The organism is Vibrio sp. 1159, assembly GCF_033340395.1.
Taxonomy (GTDB): Bacteria; Pseudomonadota; Gammaproteobacteria; order Enterobacterales; family Vibrionaceae; genus Vibrio; species Vibrio alginolyticus.
This window is the reverse complement of sequence record NZ_JAWOWL010000010.1, coordinates 47302-65310: the sequence shown is the minus strand read 5'-3', so window position 1 is coordinate 65310 and position 18009 is coordinate 47302. Positions and strand designations below refer to the sequence as shown.

At 44.6% G+C, this 18009-nt stretch carries 15 protein-coding genes; 4 read left to right on the top strand and 11 right to left on the bottom strand.

The window, feature by feature from the left end; translation table 11 throughout:
* Positions 1-4: 4 nt before the first annotated feature.
* Complete coding sequence (pfkB, locus tag R7127_RS10170; protein WP_318141789.1) at positions 5-976, bottom strand: 1-phosphofructokinase; 972 nt, start codon at positions 974-976, stop codon at positions 5-7.
* A 9-nt stretch (positions 977-985) separates the two neighbouring features.
* Positions 986-2119: a fused PTS fructose transporter subunit IIA/HPr protein gene (fruB, locus tag R7127_RS10165; protein ID WP_136977128.1), complete on the bottom strand. Its 1134-nt coding sequence runs from the start codon at positions 2117-2119 to the stop codon at positions 986-988.
* A gap of 373 nt (positions 2120-2492) precedes the next feature.
* On the opposite strand from fruB, the gene cra reads away from it, so the two are divergent.
* A complete protein-coding gene (gene cra, locus R7127_RS10160) occupies positions 2493-3473 on the top strand; it encodes a catabolite repressor/activator (RefSeq protein WP_062730994.1) in 981 nt (326 codons plus the stop codon).
* A gap of 17 nt (positions 3474-3490) precedes the next feature.
* Here cra and R7127_RS10155 read toward each other — a convergent pair whose 3' ends face one another.
* Complete coding sequence (locus R7127_RS10155) at positions 3491-4444, bottom strand: endonuclease/exonuclease/phosphatase family protein (RefSeq protein ID WP_033906531.1); 954 nt, start codon at positions 4442-4444, stop codon at positions 3491-3493.
* 226 nt (positions 4445-4670) lie between these two features.
* Here R7127_RS10155 and R7127_RS10150 point away from each other — a divergent pair, with 226 nt between their 5' ends.
* A complete protein-coding gene (locus R7127_RS10150) occupies positions 4671-5204 on the top strand; it encodes an RNA-binding S4 domain-containing protein (protein ID WP_005376400.1) in 534 nt (177 codons plus the stop codon).
* 106 nt (positions 5205-5310) lie between these two features.
* Here the strand turns inward: R7127_RS10150 and R7127_RS10145 are convergent, their stop codons facing one another.
* From R7127_RS10145 to R7127_RS10115, 7 genes are all read right to left on the bottom strand, one after another.
* Entirely contained in the window at positions 5311-6129 is an 819-nt protein-coding gene (locus R7127_RS10145; RefSeq protein ID WP_033906532.1) for an EAL domain-containing protein, read from the bottom strand.
* 92 nt (positions 6130-6221) lie between these two features.
* The gene (locus tag R7127_RS10140) at positions 6222-7142 is read right to left on the bottom strand and encodes an amino acid ABC transporter permease (RefSeq protein ID WP_033906533.1); all 921 of its coding nucleotides are present in this window, start codon (positions 7140-7142) and stop codon (positions 6222-6224) included.
* 81 nt (positions 7143-7223) lie between these two features.
* Positions 7224-8042 (bottom strand): transporter substrate-binding domain-containing protein, encoded by an 819-nt coding sequence (locus R7127_RS10135; protein ID WP_033906534.1) that lies wholly within the window; start codon positions 8040-8042, stop codon positions 7224-7226.
* A 9-nt stretch (positions 8043-8051) separates the two neighbouring features.
* A complete protein-coding gene (locus R7127_RS10130; RefSeq protein WP_033906535.1) occupies positions 8052-8849 on the bottom strand; it encodes an amino acid ABC transporter permease in 798 nt (265 codons plus the stop codon).
* A complete protein-coding gene (locus R7127_RS10125; protein WP_033906536.1) occupies positions 8849-9583 on the bottom strand; it encodes an amino acid ABC transporter ATP-binding protein in 735 nt (244 codons plus the stop codon). Before R7127_RS10125 ends, R7127_RS10130 begins: the two co-directional genes overlap by 1 nt.
* 162 nt (positions 9584-9745) lie before the next feature.
* Positions 9746-10402: a lysoplasmalogenase gene (locus R7127_RS10120; protein WP_172563787.1), complete on the bottom strand. Its 657-nt coding sequence runs from the start codon at positions 10400-10402 to the stop codon at positions 9746-9748.
* 294 nt (positions 10403-10696) lie between these two features.
* Positions 10697-11845, bottom strand: coding sequence for an iron-containing alcohol dehydrogenase (locus tag R7127_RS10115; protein ID WP_033906537.1), 1149 nt, complete (start codon positions 11843-11845; stop codon positions 10697-10699).
* A 206-nt stretch (positions 11846-12051) separates the two neighbouring features.
* Here R7127_RS10115 and R7127_RS10110 point away from each other — a divergent pair, with 206 nt between their 5' ends.
* On the top strand, positions 12052-12933 hold the full coding sequence (locus tag R7127_RS10110) for an AraC family transcriptional regulator (RefSeq protein WP_033906538.1): 882 nt from the start codon (positions 12052-12054) through the stop codon (positions 12931-12933).
* Positions 12934-13210: 277 nt separating this feature from the next.
* The gene (locus tag R7127_RS10105) at positions 13211-16372 is read left to right on the top strand and encodes a chitinase C-terminal domain-containing protein (protein WP_172563788.1); all 3162 of its coding nucleotides are present in this window, start codon (positions 13211-13213) and stop codon (positions 16370-16372) included.
* 97 nt (positions 16373-16469) lie between these two features.
* Here R7127_RS10105 and glgC read toward each other — a convergent pair whose 3' ends face one another.
* Entirely contained in the window at positions 16470-17687 is a 1218-nt protein-coding gene (glgC, locus tag R7127_RS10100) for a glucose-1-phosphate adenylyltransferase (protein ID WP_033906540.1), read from the bottom strand.
* Between the last annotated feature and the right edge of the window lie 322 nt (positions 17688-18009).

Here is an 18009-nt window from a genome sequence, read left to right as displayed (position 1 = left end):
TTCCTTAGTTTTGTTCTAAGTTTGTAATAGGGTAAAGCGCGCTAACTTCAGTTTGTCGCTTGATATTTTCCAGTTCTTCCTGACTGGTTAGCCCTACGCCAACTTGACTAACTGCCAAAGCAGAAAGTGCCGTAGCGAAGCGCAATAAATCGTTTTTAGGCATCAGTTGCATGTGGCCCCAACACAAGCCAGCGACCAGCGTATCGCCTGCGCCAACGGTGCTCACTACATTCATTCGAGGCGGTTTTGCACTAAGCCATTCGCCTTGGTTGAGCCACATAACACCGTCAGGTCCCATAGAAACCACGATGTTTTCTATGCCCTTGTCGCTCAGTGTTTGCGCAGCAGCTTGGCATTGTTCAGGCGTTTCTAGATGTTCGCCAACAAAATCACCAAGTTCTTCATCGTTAGGTTTAATTAACCATGGGTGAGCTTCAATACCTGACTTCAATGCGGCTTTGCTACTGTCGAACAACACCTTTTTGCCTTGTTGATGCAGTGCTTCTATCCATGCAGCGCATTGTTCGGCGGTTACGCCTCTAGGTAAGCTACCTGCAAGTACAAAGTAATCATGCGTCTCCGCTAGACGAAATAGTATCTCCTCAAAGCGAGTAATTTCGTTGGTCGTTACTTGAACGCCAGGGAAGTTGATATCACTGACGTTGCCATTGGCCTCAACCAGCTTAACGTTGATACGAGTGGCACCCTCTACTTCCACAAATTCATTCTTAACGTTGATGTCATTGAAAAGCTGATGGAATAGCTCAGGGTTATCTTTACCAAGAAAGCCGGTAACCGTGACATCTGCGCCTAAATCGCTCAACACTTTTGCTACGTTGACACCTTTACCAGCAGCGTGGAGATTGCTTTGCTGTACTAAGCTCACGGAACCAACGTTTAGTTCATTTACTGAACCTGTTAAATCCAATGCTGGGTTGAGCGTAATAGTGACAACCTTATTTGTTTTTTTTGTCATATCGGATCCTTAACCTTCACCAAGGCCAGAAGCGATTGCATTTCCGATAGACTCCAAGGCTTGCGGGGCATCAGGGCCTTCTGCTGTAAATTGAAGTTGGTGACCGTGCTTAACGCCCAGCGCGATGACTTTCATTAGGCTCTTCGCGTTTACTGCTTTTCCATCTCCGTTTAAGTTGGCAACACGTATAGTGGATTCAAACTTTTTCGCTTCTGCGACTAACATTGCCCCCGGACGAGCATGTAGGCCGTGAGAGTTTTTGATTTTAAATACAGCGGTATTGCCTTCTTCTGAAGATGCGGCTGTGACTTCTTCACCTTTGAACAAAGCAAGAATCTGTTCTACTGATGCATCTAAAAGCTTGCCGTGTTCATTGTTAAACACAATATTAGAAAGCGTTTTTAGGATAGGTTGGTGAGCATTGTTACATGCTGCGAACGCGACAAGTGCACGCACTTTTTGACCTTCATATTCGCAGTCGTTTGCCGTCGAGACAAATGACACACCTGTGCGAGTGACATGTTTGTCACTGCCAATTAACCACAGGCCATTACCTAAGTGAGTTGGTTGTTTGGTAACGAGATCTGCAACGAACTCGTTATCAGCACATCCAGTATTTTTTAACAGACCACCAGCAACAGCACTCATCTGTAGCATGTCGCTCGCAGGGAACATGAGTTGAATTAAAGAAGCGTCAAAGTCTGCTTCAAGCTGAACATCACCGTGCAGTAGGGCGATGATCTCGTCTTCGTTTTTTGCATTACGCAGACGCTCTTCTACGCCATCTGCGCCTAGCACTTTGGTGAGCTGTTTAAGAATGCCAAGGTGTTCATCAGATTTAGCTGCGATACCGATAGCGACGAACACAGTATTGCCATCACCCCAGTCGACACCTTGTGGGAAGTGATGCACAGCAACACCCGTTGTTTTCACCATTGCACGAGTGTCGGTTGTACCGTGCGGGATGGCGATACCGTTCCCCAAAAACGTAGAGTTTTGGTTTTCACGGTTTAGCATGCCTTCAACGTAACCGCGTTCAACTAGGCCTTTATCAGTCAGGCTATGAGCAATACTCTTTATTGCTTCAAACTTATTTGTCGCTGATTGCGAGAGGGTAATGTCGTTCTTATTTAGCTTAAGCATGGTGCTTCTCCAGCCTTAAGGTATCAATTTAAAAATGTATTCTGTGTGGGAAGTTGAACGCCGCTTCTTCTGAGCGCTTATCACTCCTCAAACCTTTTATCTTTCAAGCTAAATCGATTCAGCTTGTTGGTAAATTTTTTAAAAGACTCAGAAAAACTGTTTTAAAAACTGACGTTAACAAACGAGCCTTTGCCGCTGTCCTATAGCCTAGCTCACAAATTGGTTTGTTGCGTGTTCGGGTGATTTACGTCAATTTTTAAGTTTTGCTGAATCCTTTCAGCTTTTATACTGAATCGGTTCAGCTTATAATTCAACTTATCGAAAGATCGTTGATGTATTAATATGATCGCGCGCACAGAATAAGGTTTAGAATATGACACTGGATGAAATAGCCAAATTAGCGGGTGTTTCTAAGACAACTGCAAGCTATGTGATTAACGGAAAAGCGCAGAAATACCGCATCAGCGAGAAGACTCAGAAAAAGGTGATGGCCGTTGTAGAAGAGTACAATTATAAGCCAGATCATGCGGCGTCTTCCTTGCGGGCAGGTAATTCACGCTCATTTGGGCTTATCATCCCAGACTTAGAGAACACCAGTTATGCGCGTCTTGCAAAGCTGATAGAGCAAAACTCTCGGAAAGCGGGGTACCAAATTTTGATTGGCTGCTCTGATGATGATCCTGATACAGAGCAAAAGGTGGCGGAAGCATTAGTCAGTCGTCGTATTGATGCGTTGTTTGTGGCAAGTGGTATGCCCACTGCAAACGAGTATTATCTTAAGTTGCAAAATTCAGGTACGCCAGTTATCGCGCTAGACCGTCCAATGGATGATGAGCACTTTTGTTGTGTCATCAGCGAAGATTTTGACGCCGCACTTGAACTCACTCAGTCAGTACTGTCCGAAGATATTAAGTCCATTGGCTTAATCGGTGCATTGCAAGATCTTCAAGTCTCAAAAGAGCGTGAGCTCGGTTTTCTATCTGCTTCTCAACAAGGTGGCAAAACGGCAACAGTGGGTTATGGACAACACTTCTCTCGGGAAGAAGGCAAGAAAGTCTTAGAGAGATGGTTAACAGAGAACGCATTGCCAGATGCCATTGTTACAACGTCATACACACTGTTAGAAGGTGTGTTGGATGTAATGCTAGAAAAACCAGAACTGATGGGAAAGGTGCGTTTAGCGACATTTGGTGATAATCGACTGCTGGACTTCTTGCCTGTGAAAATCAACTCTTTGCCTCAACAGTTTGAGTTGATCGCGGACAGCGCAATGGAGTTAGCACTCAACGCTTCCGCCAAGCGTTACAAGCCTGGCGTAGAACTTATCCCGCGTAAAATTGTGAAACGTCACTAAGTAACTAAATAGGTTGCTCAAAGCTTTACTTCAACCGTCAGCGCCACAAATGCGTGGTCGCTGGCGTTTTTATCTCTGTTATAAATCGGGTTGATCAGATGTTGGTTAGACACCTGATAGTCAACAACCTCGGCAACCGATATATCTGATAAGGTATCAAACTCTTGTGAGAGCAAGATATAGTCGAGTACATTCCCAGTGGAAAAATGATAGTGCGTGGCTGGGCGTTCATCCTTCAGGGTGTCACTTTGCAATAACCAACCATCTTTGAGTTGTAATTCAGTGACGCTGTCACCAGTGTTGGATACCAATGAGCTGTTAACGCTGATAGGAGTGATAGGTTCATTCATATCGCCCATTAACACTGTCGGCATTGGTTCTTTTCGATACCTCTTTTGCATCGCGTCTCTTAACATCGCTGCTTCCCAGCCTCTTTGCTGGGTGGATAACCAGCGCCCAATAATCGTGCTAGACGTTTCTGGTTGTTCTGAGTCGGCTGGGCGTTGAGATTTCAGGTGCGTTACGTAAACGGCGATATGACCAAGTACAGGATGTATTACTTGGGCATAGATAGGTTTGCGACTGAACTCTGGAACAACACTTACTCCAAAAGGCTCAAGCGTTGCTAAGTCAAACTCTACCGCTTGTACTTTTTCTATTGGAAACCGAGATGCGATTGCCACAACAGGGCTTGAGTAAATGTACTCATCTTCAACATGTGGGGTGTCAACGGTCGCAAAGTAGGGGTAGCCGATGGTTGAAAAGAATGCCTGGGTCTTCTCGATACTGAATACTTCTTGTAAGCCAATCACGTCGCCTTCCAGTTTTTCAACTTGACGTTGTGTCCACGAAAGTTTGTCTCGCCATTGCTCTAACGAGTATATGTTCTCGAAATCATAGTAGGCGTTAGGCGGTGCGACAAAATTAAACAAGTTCGCAGTGACAAAGGTAATTCTACTTGGTTGAGACAAAGTATTCGCTCTTTTCAACAATAACTTAGAGAGTATATACCTTCAGGTTGCGTAATTGCAGCTTCGTTTGAGCTACGCATCGGTATACAAGTTAACAAGCGACAAGTTAAATGGGTTAAGAGGTGCTCAAATGCCAAGGCGAATCGGTGATTGAACATCGGCAGAGGTTTCTATTTTTAAGCATTGCGTTTAAACTTCAGGGCATCAAATAGTAAGAGTAAGTAACATGACCCAAGATTACGACCACGAAGAGTATTTAGAAGGCGAAGAGATTGAGATCGAAGCGATTGGCATCGATGTTGATGCGCATCCAATCGAACTGTACAAGCTTTTTAAAATCGCAAACTTGGTCAGCGGTGGCGGCGAAGCAAAACATATCATCGAGGAAGGCTACGTCGCGGTGAATGGTGAACTAGAAACACGTAAGCGCCGCAAGATGTATGATGGTGACTTTTTCGAGTTTAACCAGGAATATTATGTTGTGGTTTGCGATGCGCCAGTAACCGAACCTGAAACGGCAGAGCAAAAAGCAGAAAAGAAAGCGAAAAAAGAAGCGCAGTCTTCTCGTAAAGATAAGTCTCGTCAAAGTAAGTCACCTAAAGCCTCTGGGCCTAAATCAACAGGCCGCAAAGCGGCACATAAAGAGCGTAAAGCGCAGAAAGAAGCGTTGTCTCAGTCTGCTAAGAAAGGCAAAAAAGAAGACAAACCACAAGCCACTCGTGATCCGAAGAGCGGTCGTAATTCTATTGATTTTTTCTAGGGAAATGAACGCTTAACTAAATAAGTGACATCTGAGTAAAACTAAAAAGCGCCGAGCATATTATATCGGCGCTTTTTTGGTTTCACTGTGCTGTAAGTGGGCAGTGTTAATGCACTGTCGTCTCGATGTTTAGGCGATCTGTCCAGTGATGAATGGCGCAAGGCTTTCCTAAGTAAAAGCCTTGGTAATAATCCAAATTAAGTTGATACATAGCTTGTAGCTGCACGTCTTCTTCAACCCCTTCTATAATGACTTTTGCTCCCATATGATCCGCTAGATCAACGGCGCTATGTATGGAAAAGGTTTCTCCGGCGCAGTAGTCTAGCAAATAGGAACGATCGATTTTGATGATGTCAGGGCAGAGCTGCTGAACACGTGCGATATCAGAATGTTGGGCGCCAAAATCATCGATAGCAAAGATAAAACCATTTGCTTTCATTAACTGTACGGCTTTGATTAATAAATCCGTATCTCCGCATGACTCTTCGACTACTTCAAAAACTACGTCTGATGGGCTCATACCAAGTTCGGAAAGGCGTTTGTAAAGCAGGCCGTTATCTTTAAAGCCCATGTCTTTGGTTAGTGTGAGTAGCGTTTGAGGCATGACGTTAAGAAACAGTTTGATCGGCGTCCCTGCGAAATAGCGTGCGAAATTTCGAATGTGCATTGCTCTAGATAAAAACTCTACACATAAGCGAAAGTAGGGATCAAGACCATTATTGGCCAGAAACACGTCAGGACGAATTAGGGAACCATCAATGCCACGAATACGCAGTAAGGCTTCCATACCAATAATACGTTGGCGTCTATCAAAAATTGGCTGATAAACACTGTGAAAAGTGAATTGATTGAGAACTACGTAATATTCACCAAGATTATCTTGTTTTATGTATCGCTCGTAGTCGGATTGATTCTTTAACTCCATGAAAAACGCCGAAAATTTAGCATCTTGCCAATGTAACAGGGTGCAATTCTGATTTGAAGAATCAAATGTGCCTAATTACATATGCGGTTGAGTTAATTTGAAATGGCTTCCGATTTTGCTTCAATATGGCGAAAAATAAGTGACAGACCAAAACAAATTAAGAAGTAAGCGAGGCCGACAATCAACCAAATTTCAAATATATACCCTGATGAATTTGCCATCTCTGTCCCAACAAACGTCATTTCTTGTATCGAAATCAGTGAAACAATAGAGGTGTCTTTCACCAAAGAGATGGTTTGACCGGCAAGTGCAGGTGTTATTGATTTAAGCACCTGTGGCGCGATAACAAATCGGTATTTCACCCATCGAGACAAGCCCAATGAGTCAGCCGCTTCCCACTGACCTTGGTCGATACTTAGTAAGCCACCGCGCACAACTTCTGCAATGTAGGCAGAAGAAAGTAAGCCGACACATAACACGCCAGAGGCAAGGTTTTCCCAAAGGTTCGAAGGCCCAAACAGAAAGTGCTGTAGCGTATTTGGTTCGCCGTTGTAGTTTCGTAGAAGATCTTCCAAACCGAGTAACGGGATCAATTGGTTAGATATGAAAAAGTAGAAAATAAAAACAAACACCAACGGAGGGATGTTTCTCACTAACTGGATAAACGCATTGGCAGGTGTGCGCAACCAAACGGAACGAGAGAAGCGTGCTAAGCCTAACAAAGTGCCAAACACTAATGCGAAGCTGATGCCCCAAATACTGAGCCTTAACGTCGAAATCAAACCTTGGAAGAAGTAGGGCAAACCACCATCTGCTCTAGGCGTGAAAAGTAATTCAAGCGCCTCTTTCCACTGCCACAAATAATGCACACCAATAGTGGACCGATGGTACAGCCAAACACCACCGATACCGCACATAACAAGTAGTACCCAGTCTAGTGTGTTTAATTGCGGTAAAAGGTAGCCTGTGCTGGATTTCGCGGGTGCAGTGCGAGTGGTAGTGTGTTCGCCCAAAAATTTAACTCCGATAGATGATGGAAAAGTAAAATAGATGATTCAAAAGTATAGGCTCGCGGCGTCCACGAGCCATTTAGATTACTGGCCTTGCGCGACTTGATCTTGCCAATCTAATGTCGAGAACCAGTATTCATAACGTTGTTTTAACCATCCATCTTGGGTTCTTGCTTCAATCCATTTATTGAAAAAGGCTTTTTTATCTTCTTCCCCCAAGCGAACAGCAAAGGCTTCGTTACCTTTTGATAGTCGCTCAGAGAATGGAAGGAATAGTTTGTCGCTGTGTTTCACTGTCTCATGTTCAGGTTTTGGGCTAGAAGCAATGACCGCGTGGGCGTTACCATTCAGCACCTCTTGGAACGCTTGCGCGTCGTCATCAAATTGCAGGATCTTCGCTTTCGGGAAGGTTTCTCTGGCTACTTGAACGGTGAATGCGCCGCGACGAGCCGCAATTTTTACGCGTCGTGAGTCAAAATCCGAAAATTCGCTAAAACCAGAGGCGAGTTCTTTGTTTGCTGCTACTTGAACGCCTGAGTGCGAGTAGGGCGCAGTAAACAAGACGCTTTTGGAACGTTCAGGCGTAACAGACATGCCACCAATGATCACGTCGAACTTTTTCGCCAGTAGTGCGGGAATAATGCCATCCCACGCAGTCGGTACGAATTCCACTTTCAAACCTGAATCTTGTGCTAAGCGTTTGGCAACATCGATTTCAAAACCGATTAACTCACCTTGCTTGTTACGCATTGCCCAAGGTACAAATGTTGACATACCAACGCGCAAAGTTCCTCGTTCTTTGATTTGATCTACATTGGGTGTGGCGACATCTTCTTTCGCGATTGTAGGCATAGCTATGGCTAGCCCTAATAATGCAGTAATGGTCGCTTTGAATAACTTCATGTTATCTCCTTATAATTTGCGCCAACTGGCTCCGAGTTTGTGTTCTAGCCATGCAGACAAGCCAGAAAGTGACAGAGTGAGAGCAAGATAAATTGCTGCCACGGTAAACCAAATTTCGAACGGCATCGCCGTCTCTGAGACGATGTTGCGTGCCTGTGTTGTTAAATCAAAAATCGCCATCACGCTTACAATGGAAGAGTTTTTGATCAAAGAAACCACTTCATTGGTCAATGGCGGTAATGTGCGCTGTAAAACCTGGGGCAAAATTACGTCTTTGTAAGTGTAAAACGGTGATAACCCGAGTGTTTGTGCTGCTTCGAATTGCCCTTTAGGAATACTGTTTAAACCTGCGCGGAATATTTCTGCAGTGTAAGCACCTTGGAAAAGGGACAATGCCAAAACGGCGGTACTGAATCGGTCCAAACCAATCACGGGGCCAAACACGAAGTAGAGCAAATAGATTTGCACCAACAACGGCGTGTTGCGTATTACCTCGACATAAGTGGTGCCAATAACATTGCCGACTTTCGAATCGCTAAGCCTTAGTAACGCGGTGACCAACCCCAACACTAAGGTGAAGAATAGACTAATACCCGAGATGTTTAGCGTGACCAATAACCCATCGATAAGTTCTGCTGGCCACCATTCCCCATCTTCATAAAAAGCGATGTAATCAGGTACGCGTTCCCATTGCCATTGATAGCCCATAGCAGCGGCACCAGAGTCCAACACCCACACAATCGCGATGAAGAGGAGCATCATTTGCAGCAAAGCTTGAAGGACGGGTTTGATTACGCGAACTATCATCAGTAACTTAAAATTTGGTTCAAAAATGCTTGGGTTCGTGGATGCTGTGGTGTTTCAAATAAGGCGATCGGTGAGTTCATTTCCACGATTTGGCCTTCATCCATAAATACCACGCGGTTCGCTACTTTTTTGGCAAATCCCATTTCGTGCGTGACGCAAATCATCGTCATTCCACTTTGAGCCAGTTCAACCATGACATCCAACACTTCGTTGATCATTTCCGGGTCAAGCGCCGAAGTCGGTTCGTCAAACAGGAGTAAATCCGGTTCCATACACAAGGAGCGGGCAATCGCGACGCGTTGCTGCTGACCGCCAGAAAGCTGGATAGGATACTTACTCGCTTGCTCTTCAATATTGACTCGCTTTAGGTAATGTCTTGCGCGTTTTTCAGCTTCTTGTTTTGATAATTTGTGTGTGCGAATCGGCGCTAAGGTGAGGTTTTCCAGTACAGTCAAATGAGGAAAAAGGTGAAAGTGTTGGAACACCATGCCGATTTTACCGGGCTTGAGAGATTTTGCGTGAGAAGGCTGGCCGAACACATGAAGCTGGCCTTCTTGAATCGATTCAAGATGATTGATGCAACGAATGAGCGTTGATTTTCCGGAACCTGAAGGGCCACACACCACGACGATCTCGCCAGAATGCACGGAGAAGTTGATGTCTTTTAGAGCGTGGTAATCGCCATACCACTTATTTACGTCGCTAAACTCAACGACGGGAGTATTCTCTTTCAAAGGGGCACGCTATAACGGAAAAATATCCTTTTACAATAGCAAGTTGTGCGCGTAATTTCATTAAGAATAAGCTAATGTTTAGGCGATGATTTTAAGACTCTATTCAGATCGCTTACAAGATACATCCATGTTTCTTTAATGTTGGTGCAGTCTAGAGTATGACTAACTCAGTTCAACGAGATACGGATAACGAACAACAATCGCAACAACAGACATAACCATTAGTGTCTGTGCAGAATAGTAGGTCACCATGACAACTTGTCGTGAAAATATTGACCGTCCTCCAAAGCGTTCGAAAGCCAATACGATGCCAGAGATAATAAAGATAAAGCTTCCGAGCACTGCAAAAGAGGAGGATTGTGTTTTCCCACTCAAATAATACTCGATCGAAGCCCAGCACATAGTCATCAGTACCAATATATAACTAGCAACTGGCCGTTTTTCTTTACCGAGATCCGGTCGGAACAACCAGTAGACGCATATACCGAGTCCGAACGAGGCAATTGGGAGCCAAGGTGTAAAATGCCACGCTGACATGATGGCAAAACCATAACTATAGGAGAGATGGGCAGAGCAAAAGAGCACTAATCCTGTAATGAACTTGTCTCTAGGGAGCATTAATAACACGTCACCAAGCAACGAGAGCGATAAGCCAATCAAAATCCAATGCGCATATGGCATTGGGTAAGCCGGGGACTGAATTAAAATACCAAGCATACAGAGCACTGGTAATGGTTTAGAAACGTAAAAGAGCCATTTAGAGCCTTTACGGATACTGATGATATGTATGAATGCTAATACGACAACAACTAGCCACATAAAGTGTTTTCTCGAACAGACAAAATTATGTAGTACATCACTACAACAAATCAAAACTTAATTAACGAGTTAACTCGTTCTTTGATCTCAATTATTTTTATTTGTGTAAAGCTGGACAGTTGTCTCTTTACTAACCAACACGGCCGATTTTTTGTCTGGAGGGAATCGTTGTTTTTAGAAGCCTCCTCGTTTTGAACGTGATGTGGCTTACAAAATAGCATAAAAAAACGGTATTGTGACTGTTAAGTCACAATACCGTTAAACCCTAGGAAGGGCAGTGAAGAATTGTTGCAGTTATGAGACAGCTAACTCTAAGATTTCTCGGCTACGTTCAAGTGTGATCGCCTGGTTTTCACCTAAAACAGTCATGCCGTGTTTGTTTAGTTGATCAATGATGGCATCGATAGCTTGTTCACGGCTCTCACCATAGTTTTCGAGCTTAGTTGCGACATCAAGTTGATGATAAAACGCTTCGATAGCTTCGATTGTGCGCTCTGCTAAATCCTCACCTGCTTCAAGACCAAATACGTTGCGACCCATTTGTTCTAACTTAGGGCGCTTAAACTGCATTTGGTTACGAAGTAACGACGGTTGGACAATTGCAAGAGAACGCGCATGATCAACGCCCCATAGAGCCGTTAATTCATGGCCGATCATATGTGTTGCCCAGTCTTGTGGAACGCCACTACCAATTAACCCATTCAATGCTTGGTTAGCAGACCACATTAAGTTTGCGCGCCACATATCGTCGTCTCGTTCCGTAAACTGTTCTCCGAGTGTTTTTAAAGTTTTCAGCAGTGTTTCTGCGTAACCATCTTGAACCATTGCACCGGTAGGAAGCGTCAAGTATTGCTCACATACGTGCACCCATGCGTCAACAATGCCGTTGATAAGCTGGCGTTCTGGCAGTGTTTTCATTACATCTGGGTCTAACACGGCAAATTTTGGCTGCACTGCTGGAGACATGAACGGAAGTTTGTCTTGAGTTTCTTTTTTAGTGATAACTGCGCCCATGTTTGACTCTGAGCCTGTTGCTGGCAATGTCAAAATTGCAGCTAGAGGCGTCGCTTCAGTGACTTGGTGCTTACCAATCATGATATCCCAACCATCACCATCATACTTTGATGCCGCTGCTACGTATTTGGAGCCATCGATGACTGAACCACCACCTACCGCTAAAATAAAGTCAACGCCATGCTCTTTTACCATTGCGACTGCTTTATCGAGTGTTTCTTTGGTTGGGTTTGGTTCAACACCTGAAAACTCTAGCCATTCATGTCCCTCAAGAGCTTCTGCTACTTGGTCGTACACGCCATTTTTTTTGATGGAGCCACCACCGTATACCACTAAAACTTTTTGGTCGGATGGGATAGCTTCTTTGATTGCTGCGATTTGTTTTTGACCAAAGAAAATCTTGGTTGGGTTTACATAAGAAAAGTTCATTATTAGCCCTCTTGCTTCCAGTGAAGGAGATTGAATACATGCATATTAGTCCTGATTAACGATGGTTAACAGGTCGATTTCTGCAAATAATTTGCCTATTTCTACAAAATTGATGCTCTTGAGCTAGAAAGTTAAAGTCGAGAGGAAGTATAGTGCTCGAAACGATAATAGAGACCAAACTCGTTGGTCATTGATGGAGCGCTCTAATGCACACTCTCGCAGATATCATGCAGCAATATGTTGAAAAGCAGGGGCTGCATGACCTAGAAGGTATGAAGAAAACAGCGATAGATGGCGTATGGTTTTATCGCAGTAGCAAAGGGAATCATCGCCAGCCGTTTGTCTATCAGTCCGGCATCATCGTCTTGGGTCAAGGGCATAAGAACATTCATATTGGTGATACACCAGTGCAATATGGGCCCGATGATTACCTTGTTGTCGGGGTTCCCATGCCACTAGAGTGCGAAGCGTTTGCGACAAACAATGAGCCTTTACTTGGCATTTCGATAGATATTTCGCCAACGCTTCTTCATAAACTCGTTAAAAAATTAGAGGCTGAGAAATTCAGTAATAAGTGTCTGGATGCTACCCGTTGCGGCCTTAAGTCGGTACGTATGAATGAAGGTATGTTGGATGCGTGCAAGCGGTTAATGAAAGCAATGTGTGACGAGCTTGATGTTATCATGCTTGGCGAGCTGCTTCTTGAGGAAATTGTGTATCGTACTTTGGTGAGCAAAGAGGGGTATGTTTTATTTGACCTAGCACATCAAGAAGGTTCTTACGCGAGGGTCGCTAAAGCACTAAATCGTGTACATCAAGCGTATCATGAACAGTTGAACGTACAAGCATTGGCTGAAGAAGCCAACATGAGTGTGTCTGCTTTCCATCAAGCATTTCGCAATGTCACGCTTGAATCTCCGTTGCAATATATTAAGAAAGTTCGACTTAACAAAGCGCGCGAATTGATCCAGTTAGAGGGGCGACGTGTTAATGATGCAGCGAGAATGGTCGGGTACACGAGCCCATCACAGTTTAGTCGCGAGTACAAGCGGCATTTTAATGAAACGCCAAGGTCAACAAAGGCTTAGTGATCTTTATTTCAAAATGGCGACTTTTTTTACCTTTTTTATTAATTTGCGAGTGACATATTTATTTGAGTTATAAAATTAGTTACTGGTGCCAAATAATAGGTACGTTGTTGCAATCATTTAGTGGATTGTTGCGAGGCGGTGTGGAAAACTCGTAAATAGATAGTGTGAAATCACCAACTTGTACTTAAGTTATTTTACGTCGAAATAAAAGTATAGATGCGTTTCGTTTAGCGCATTTAGTATTGTTTTAACAATAACTTAAGGAAGAGCGATTATGCACCTTAACAACGGCAACGCAGTGAAAAACGTGTTCACACTAAGCACACTCACCGCTTCTTGTCTTATGGCCTTCAATAGCTACGCAGCAGTTGACTGTGCCCCTCTAGAAACTTGGCAATCATCAAAAGTTTATAACGGTGGCGACCAAGTTCAGCATGAAGGTAATGCTTATAAAGCGCGTTACTGGACGCAAAACAACAATCCAGCGCAATCTGGTGAGTGGGGCGAGTGGGAAACACTTGGCGCTTGTGATGGCACTGGACCGGTTGATCCACCTCAGAATGAAGTCCCGACGGTTACTCTGACATCGCCTTCTGCGTCGGCTTCTGTGACTGCGGGTGATGTTGTTAACCTAGCTGCAGATGCGGCAGATACTGATGGGACTGTTAGCAAAGTAGAGTTCTTTGTTGATGGTGTATTAGTTGGTCAGGCAACGTCTGCGCCGTATGCTGCATCGTGGACAGCAACTGAAGGACAGCACGAGTTCTCTACCAAGGCCTATGACGATGCAGGTGCCGTTAGTACGGCAAGTGTTGTGACGTTAACTGTGGCATCAGCGCAACCTGGTAATGAAGCGCCGACAGTGGATGTCGTGCTTTCTGCGAACTCTATTGACCTGGGTGGTTCCGTAACACTGACTGCAAATGCTACGGATGCGGATGGTACCGTTGCTAAAGTTGATTTTTATGTTGCAGGTGTGCTTGCTGGCACTGCTACAACAGCGCCATACACGCTGGATGTAACCCCTTCACAAGCTGGCTCATTAAGTGTTTATGCGAAAGCAACCGATGATGCTGGAGCAACAGCAGATTCTGCACTTGCAACGTTAACGGTAAACGGCGGCGCAGTGACATCTAATTGTCGTCCTGATGGTCTTTATCAAACAACGGGTGTAGATGTTCCTTACTGTTCTATTTATGACGAAGAAGGCCGTGAGAAAATGGGGGCTGATCACCCACGTCGTGTAATCGGCTACTTCACCAGTTGGCGAGCAGGTGACGACCCACAATCGACTTACCTTGTTAAAGACATTCCTTGGGAACAACTTACTCACATTAACTACGCGTTTGTGAGCATTGGTTCTGACGGCAAAGTAAACGTTGGCGACGTTAATGATCCAAACAACCCTGCTACAGGCAAAACTTGGCCAGGCGTTGAGGTAGATCCTGCTCTTGGTTTTAAAGGTCATTTTGGTGCACTAGCAACTTACAAGCAAAAACATGATGTTAAAACGCTAATCTCGATTGGTGGTTGGGCTGAAACGGGCGGTCACTTCGATACGAACGGCGATCGTGTAGCTGATGGTGGCTTCTACACCATGACGACGAATGCGGACGGTTCTATTAATCATGCTGGTATTGAGAAGTTCGCAACTTCAGCCGTTGAAATGATGCGTCAGTACAAGTTCGATGGTCTGGATATCGACTATGAATACCCGACGTCAATGGCTGGTGCTGGTAACCCTTACGACAAAGACTTCATGGAACCACGTCGTCAGTATTTATGGGCGTCTTACCAAGAGCTGATGAAAGTATTGCGTGAGAAACTTGATGCGGCATCCGCGCAAGATGGTATTCATTATATGCTGACTATCGCAGCACCATCTTCAGGTTACTTGCTACGTGGGATGGAAACCTTCGATGTAACTAAGTACCTAGACTACGTAAACATCATGTCTTACGACTTGCATGGGGCTTGGAATGATCACGTTGGTCATAACGCGGCTTTATTCGATACAGGTAAAGACTCTGAGCTAGCGCAGTGGAACGTATACGGCACTGCTGCATACGGTGGTATCGGTTACTTGAACACAGACTGGGCTTACCATTACTTCCGTGGTTCTATGCCAGCAGGTCGTATTAACATTGGTGTTCCTTACTACACCCGTGGTTGGCAAGGTGTTACTGGTGGTGAAAATGGCCTTTGGGGCCGAGCGGCACTACCAAACCAAGCAGAGTGCCAACCGGGCACAGGTGAAGGTGAGAAGAACAACTGTGGTCACGGCGCTATTGGTATCGACAACATGTGGCATGATACCGACCCTAAAGGAAACGAAATGGGCGCTGGTTCTAACCCAATGTGGCATGCTAAGAACCTAGAAAACGGTATATGGGGCTCTTACGCAGCTGCTTACGGTCTTGACCCAGTCAACGATCCTTCAGATAAGTTTGTTGGTACTTATACTCGTCATTACGATAGCGTTGCTGTAGCACCTTGGTTGTGGAACGCGGAGAAGAGCGTATTCCTATCTACGGAAGATAAAGCTTCTATCGAGGTGAAAGCCGATTACGTTATCGATAAAGAGATCGGCGGTATCATGTTCTGGGAACTAGCCGGTGACTACAACTGTTACGTACTGGATGCAAATGGTAATCGTACGGCAGTAGATGCCACTGAACAAGCTTGTGCGGCGGGTAATGGTGAATACCACATGGGTAACACTATGACCAAAGCTATCTACGACAAGTTTAAGTCTGCGACGCCTTACGGTAACAAAGTAGCTACTGGTCCAACACCAACTGAAGCAGTAGACATTACTGTTAGTGTTGGCGGCTTCAAAGTTGGCGACCAAAACTACCCAATTAACCCGAAAATCACGTTTACGAACAACACTGGTCAAGCGATCCCTGGCGGTACTGAATTCCAATTCGATATCCCAGTATCTGCGCCGGACAATGCGAAAGACCAATCAGGTGGTGGTTTGAAAGTGATTGCTTCTGGACATACTCGAGCAAACAACATTGGTGGCTTAGATGGCGTAATGCACCGTGTGTCGTTCTCTCTACCAGCATGGAAAGACTTGCCAGCGGGCGGCACTTACGAGCTTGATATGGTTTACTACCTACCAATCTCTGGTCCGGCTAACTACTCAGTGATTTCTGGTGGTAAAGAGTTTGCGTTTAAGTTTGAACAGCCAGATCTACCAATTGGTGATCTCAATGCGGGCACGGGTGGTGGTACCACTGAACCAGGTACGTGTGATACGACAGGTTTAGTGACATACCCAGCTCTGCCACAAACGGATTGGGCAGGTAATCCAAGCCACGCTAACCAAGGTGATAAGATCATCCACAACGGTGTGGTTTACCAAGCGAACTGGTGGACAGCGGCTGAACCGGGTACAGATGGTAGCTGGTCAACGGTATGTAACATCTAATTATTATGGATTATTTGTCATAGCCTAATGTTTACAGGCACTTAAACAAAAGCGCACGATGATTATCGTGCGCTTTTTTGTTGTGATAGTTTGTCGTTTAATCGAATTGGTAACTTTCAGGTATGACGACAATACCTTTGTCTGAGATTTTAAATCGCTTCGCATCTTCAAGTTTGTTGATGCCAATTTGAGTATGTGGCGGAATACGAACATGTTTATCAACTATGCAATTGACCAACTGACTTCCTTCACCGACTTCCACGTCATCAAAAATGATAGAATCGACTACCGTTGCACTGTCTTGGATACGTACATTAGAAGAAATAATGGAGTGCTGTACTGAGCCGCCGGAATTGATGACACCGGTAGCAATGATGGAGTTAATAAAAATACCTTCATTACCCGTAGCCGACGATACAGTACGAGCTGGTGGAAACTGCGGCTCGTAAGTACGAATCGCCCAATTAGACTGATAAAGGTTCATTGGCGGCACAGGTTCTAGTAGATCCATATTCGCTTCATAGAAGGAATCAATGGTACCTACGTCGCGCCAATAGCAATCTTTATCGACGCGCCCTTTACTACCACAGAATTGATAAGCGTAAACGGATTCCGTATCAATCAGCTTAGGTATGATGTCTTTTCCGAAGTCATGGCTTGATGAATCGAGTTTTGAGTCTTCTTCAAGCGCTTCTTTCAAAACATCCATATCAAAGATATATATTCCCATAGAAACAAGGCTTCTGGTCGCGCTTCCAGGAAGGGTAGGTGGGGTTTCAGGTTTCTCTATAAACGAAGTAACGAGCCCGTTTTCTGCGGTGCCCATTACACCGAATGCTGAAGCATCCTCTACGGGAACATCCATACAGGCAACGGTGAGCTTAGCACCTTTCTCTTTATGCTCTTCAAGCATTGCAGCGTAGTCCATTCGATAGATATGATCGCCGGATAACACAACCACATACTTTGCATCATTTCGCGATAGCAACCACATGTTGTGATAAATCGCATCGGCGGTTCCTTCATACCATGCACCACCTTTGCGCATTTGTGGTGGAACAGCAGTAATGTACTCGCCTAGCTCTGGATTGAATATCGACCAGCCGTCTCGTAAGTGTTTTTGAAGTGAATGAGATTTATATTGGGTTAAAACAAGGATCTTGCGTAAACCCGAATGTAAACAATTGGTTAGTGTGAAATCTATAATTCTATATTTTCCGCCAAAAGGTACGGCTGGCTTGGTTCTGTCATCGGTGAGTGGGCTGAGTCTAGACCCCATCCCTCCTGCTAAAATTACGGCGAGTGCGTCTTCCATAGTATTCCCTTTCCCTTTTCTGACATGCATCAAAACGGTGCTAACCTGAAGGAGGTGGTATGCAACGCAGAGGTTTTGAAAAGCATGTGCTAATGTGCTTATTAGTGAAAAGTCTACTACAAGAATCGAGCCATAGAATATCTCCTTAAAAATCAAGGAGGTTAAAATTTCACTGTAAGACAACTGCACCATATTAGTGAAGCGCTAAATAGCCCGTGCATCAAATTGGCGCAAAATTGTAGAAAGGAGAAGTCAACAAGTATGGATTTACAATGTAAAGTGGCGACAAAACAAGAAGATAAATAGGGTTTTCTAGCTTAAT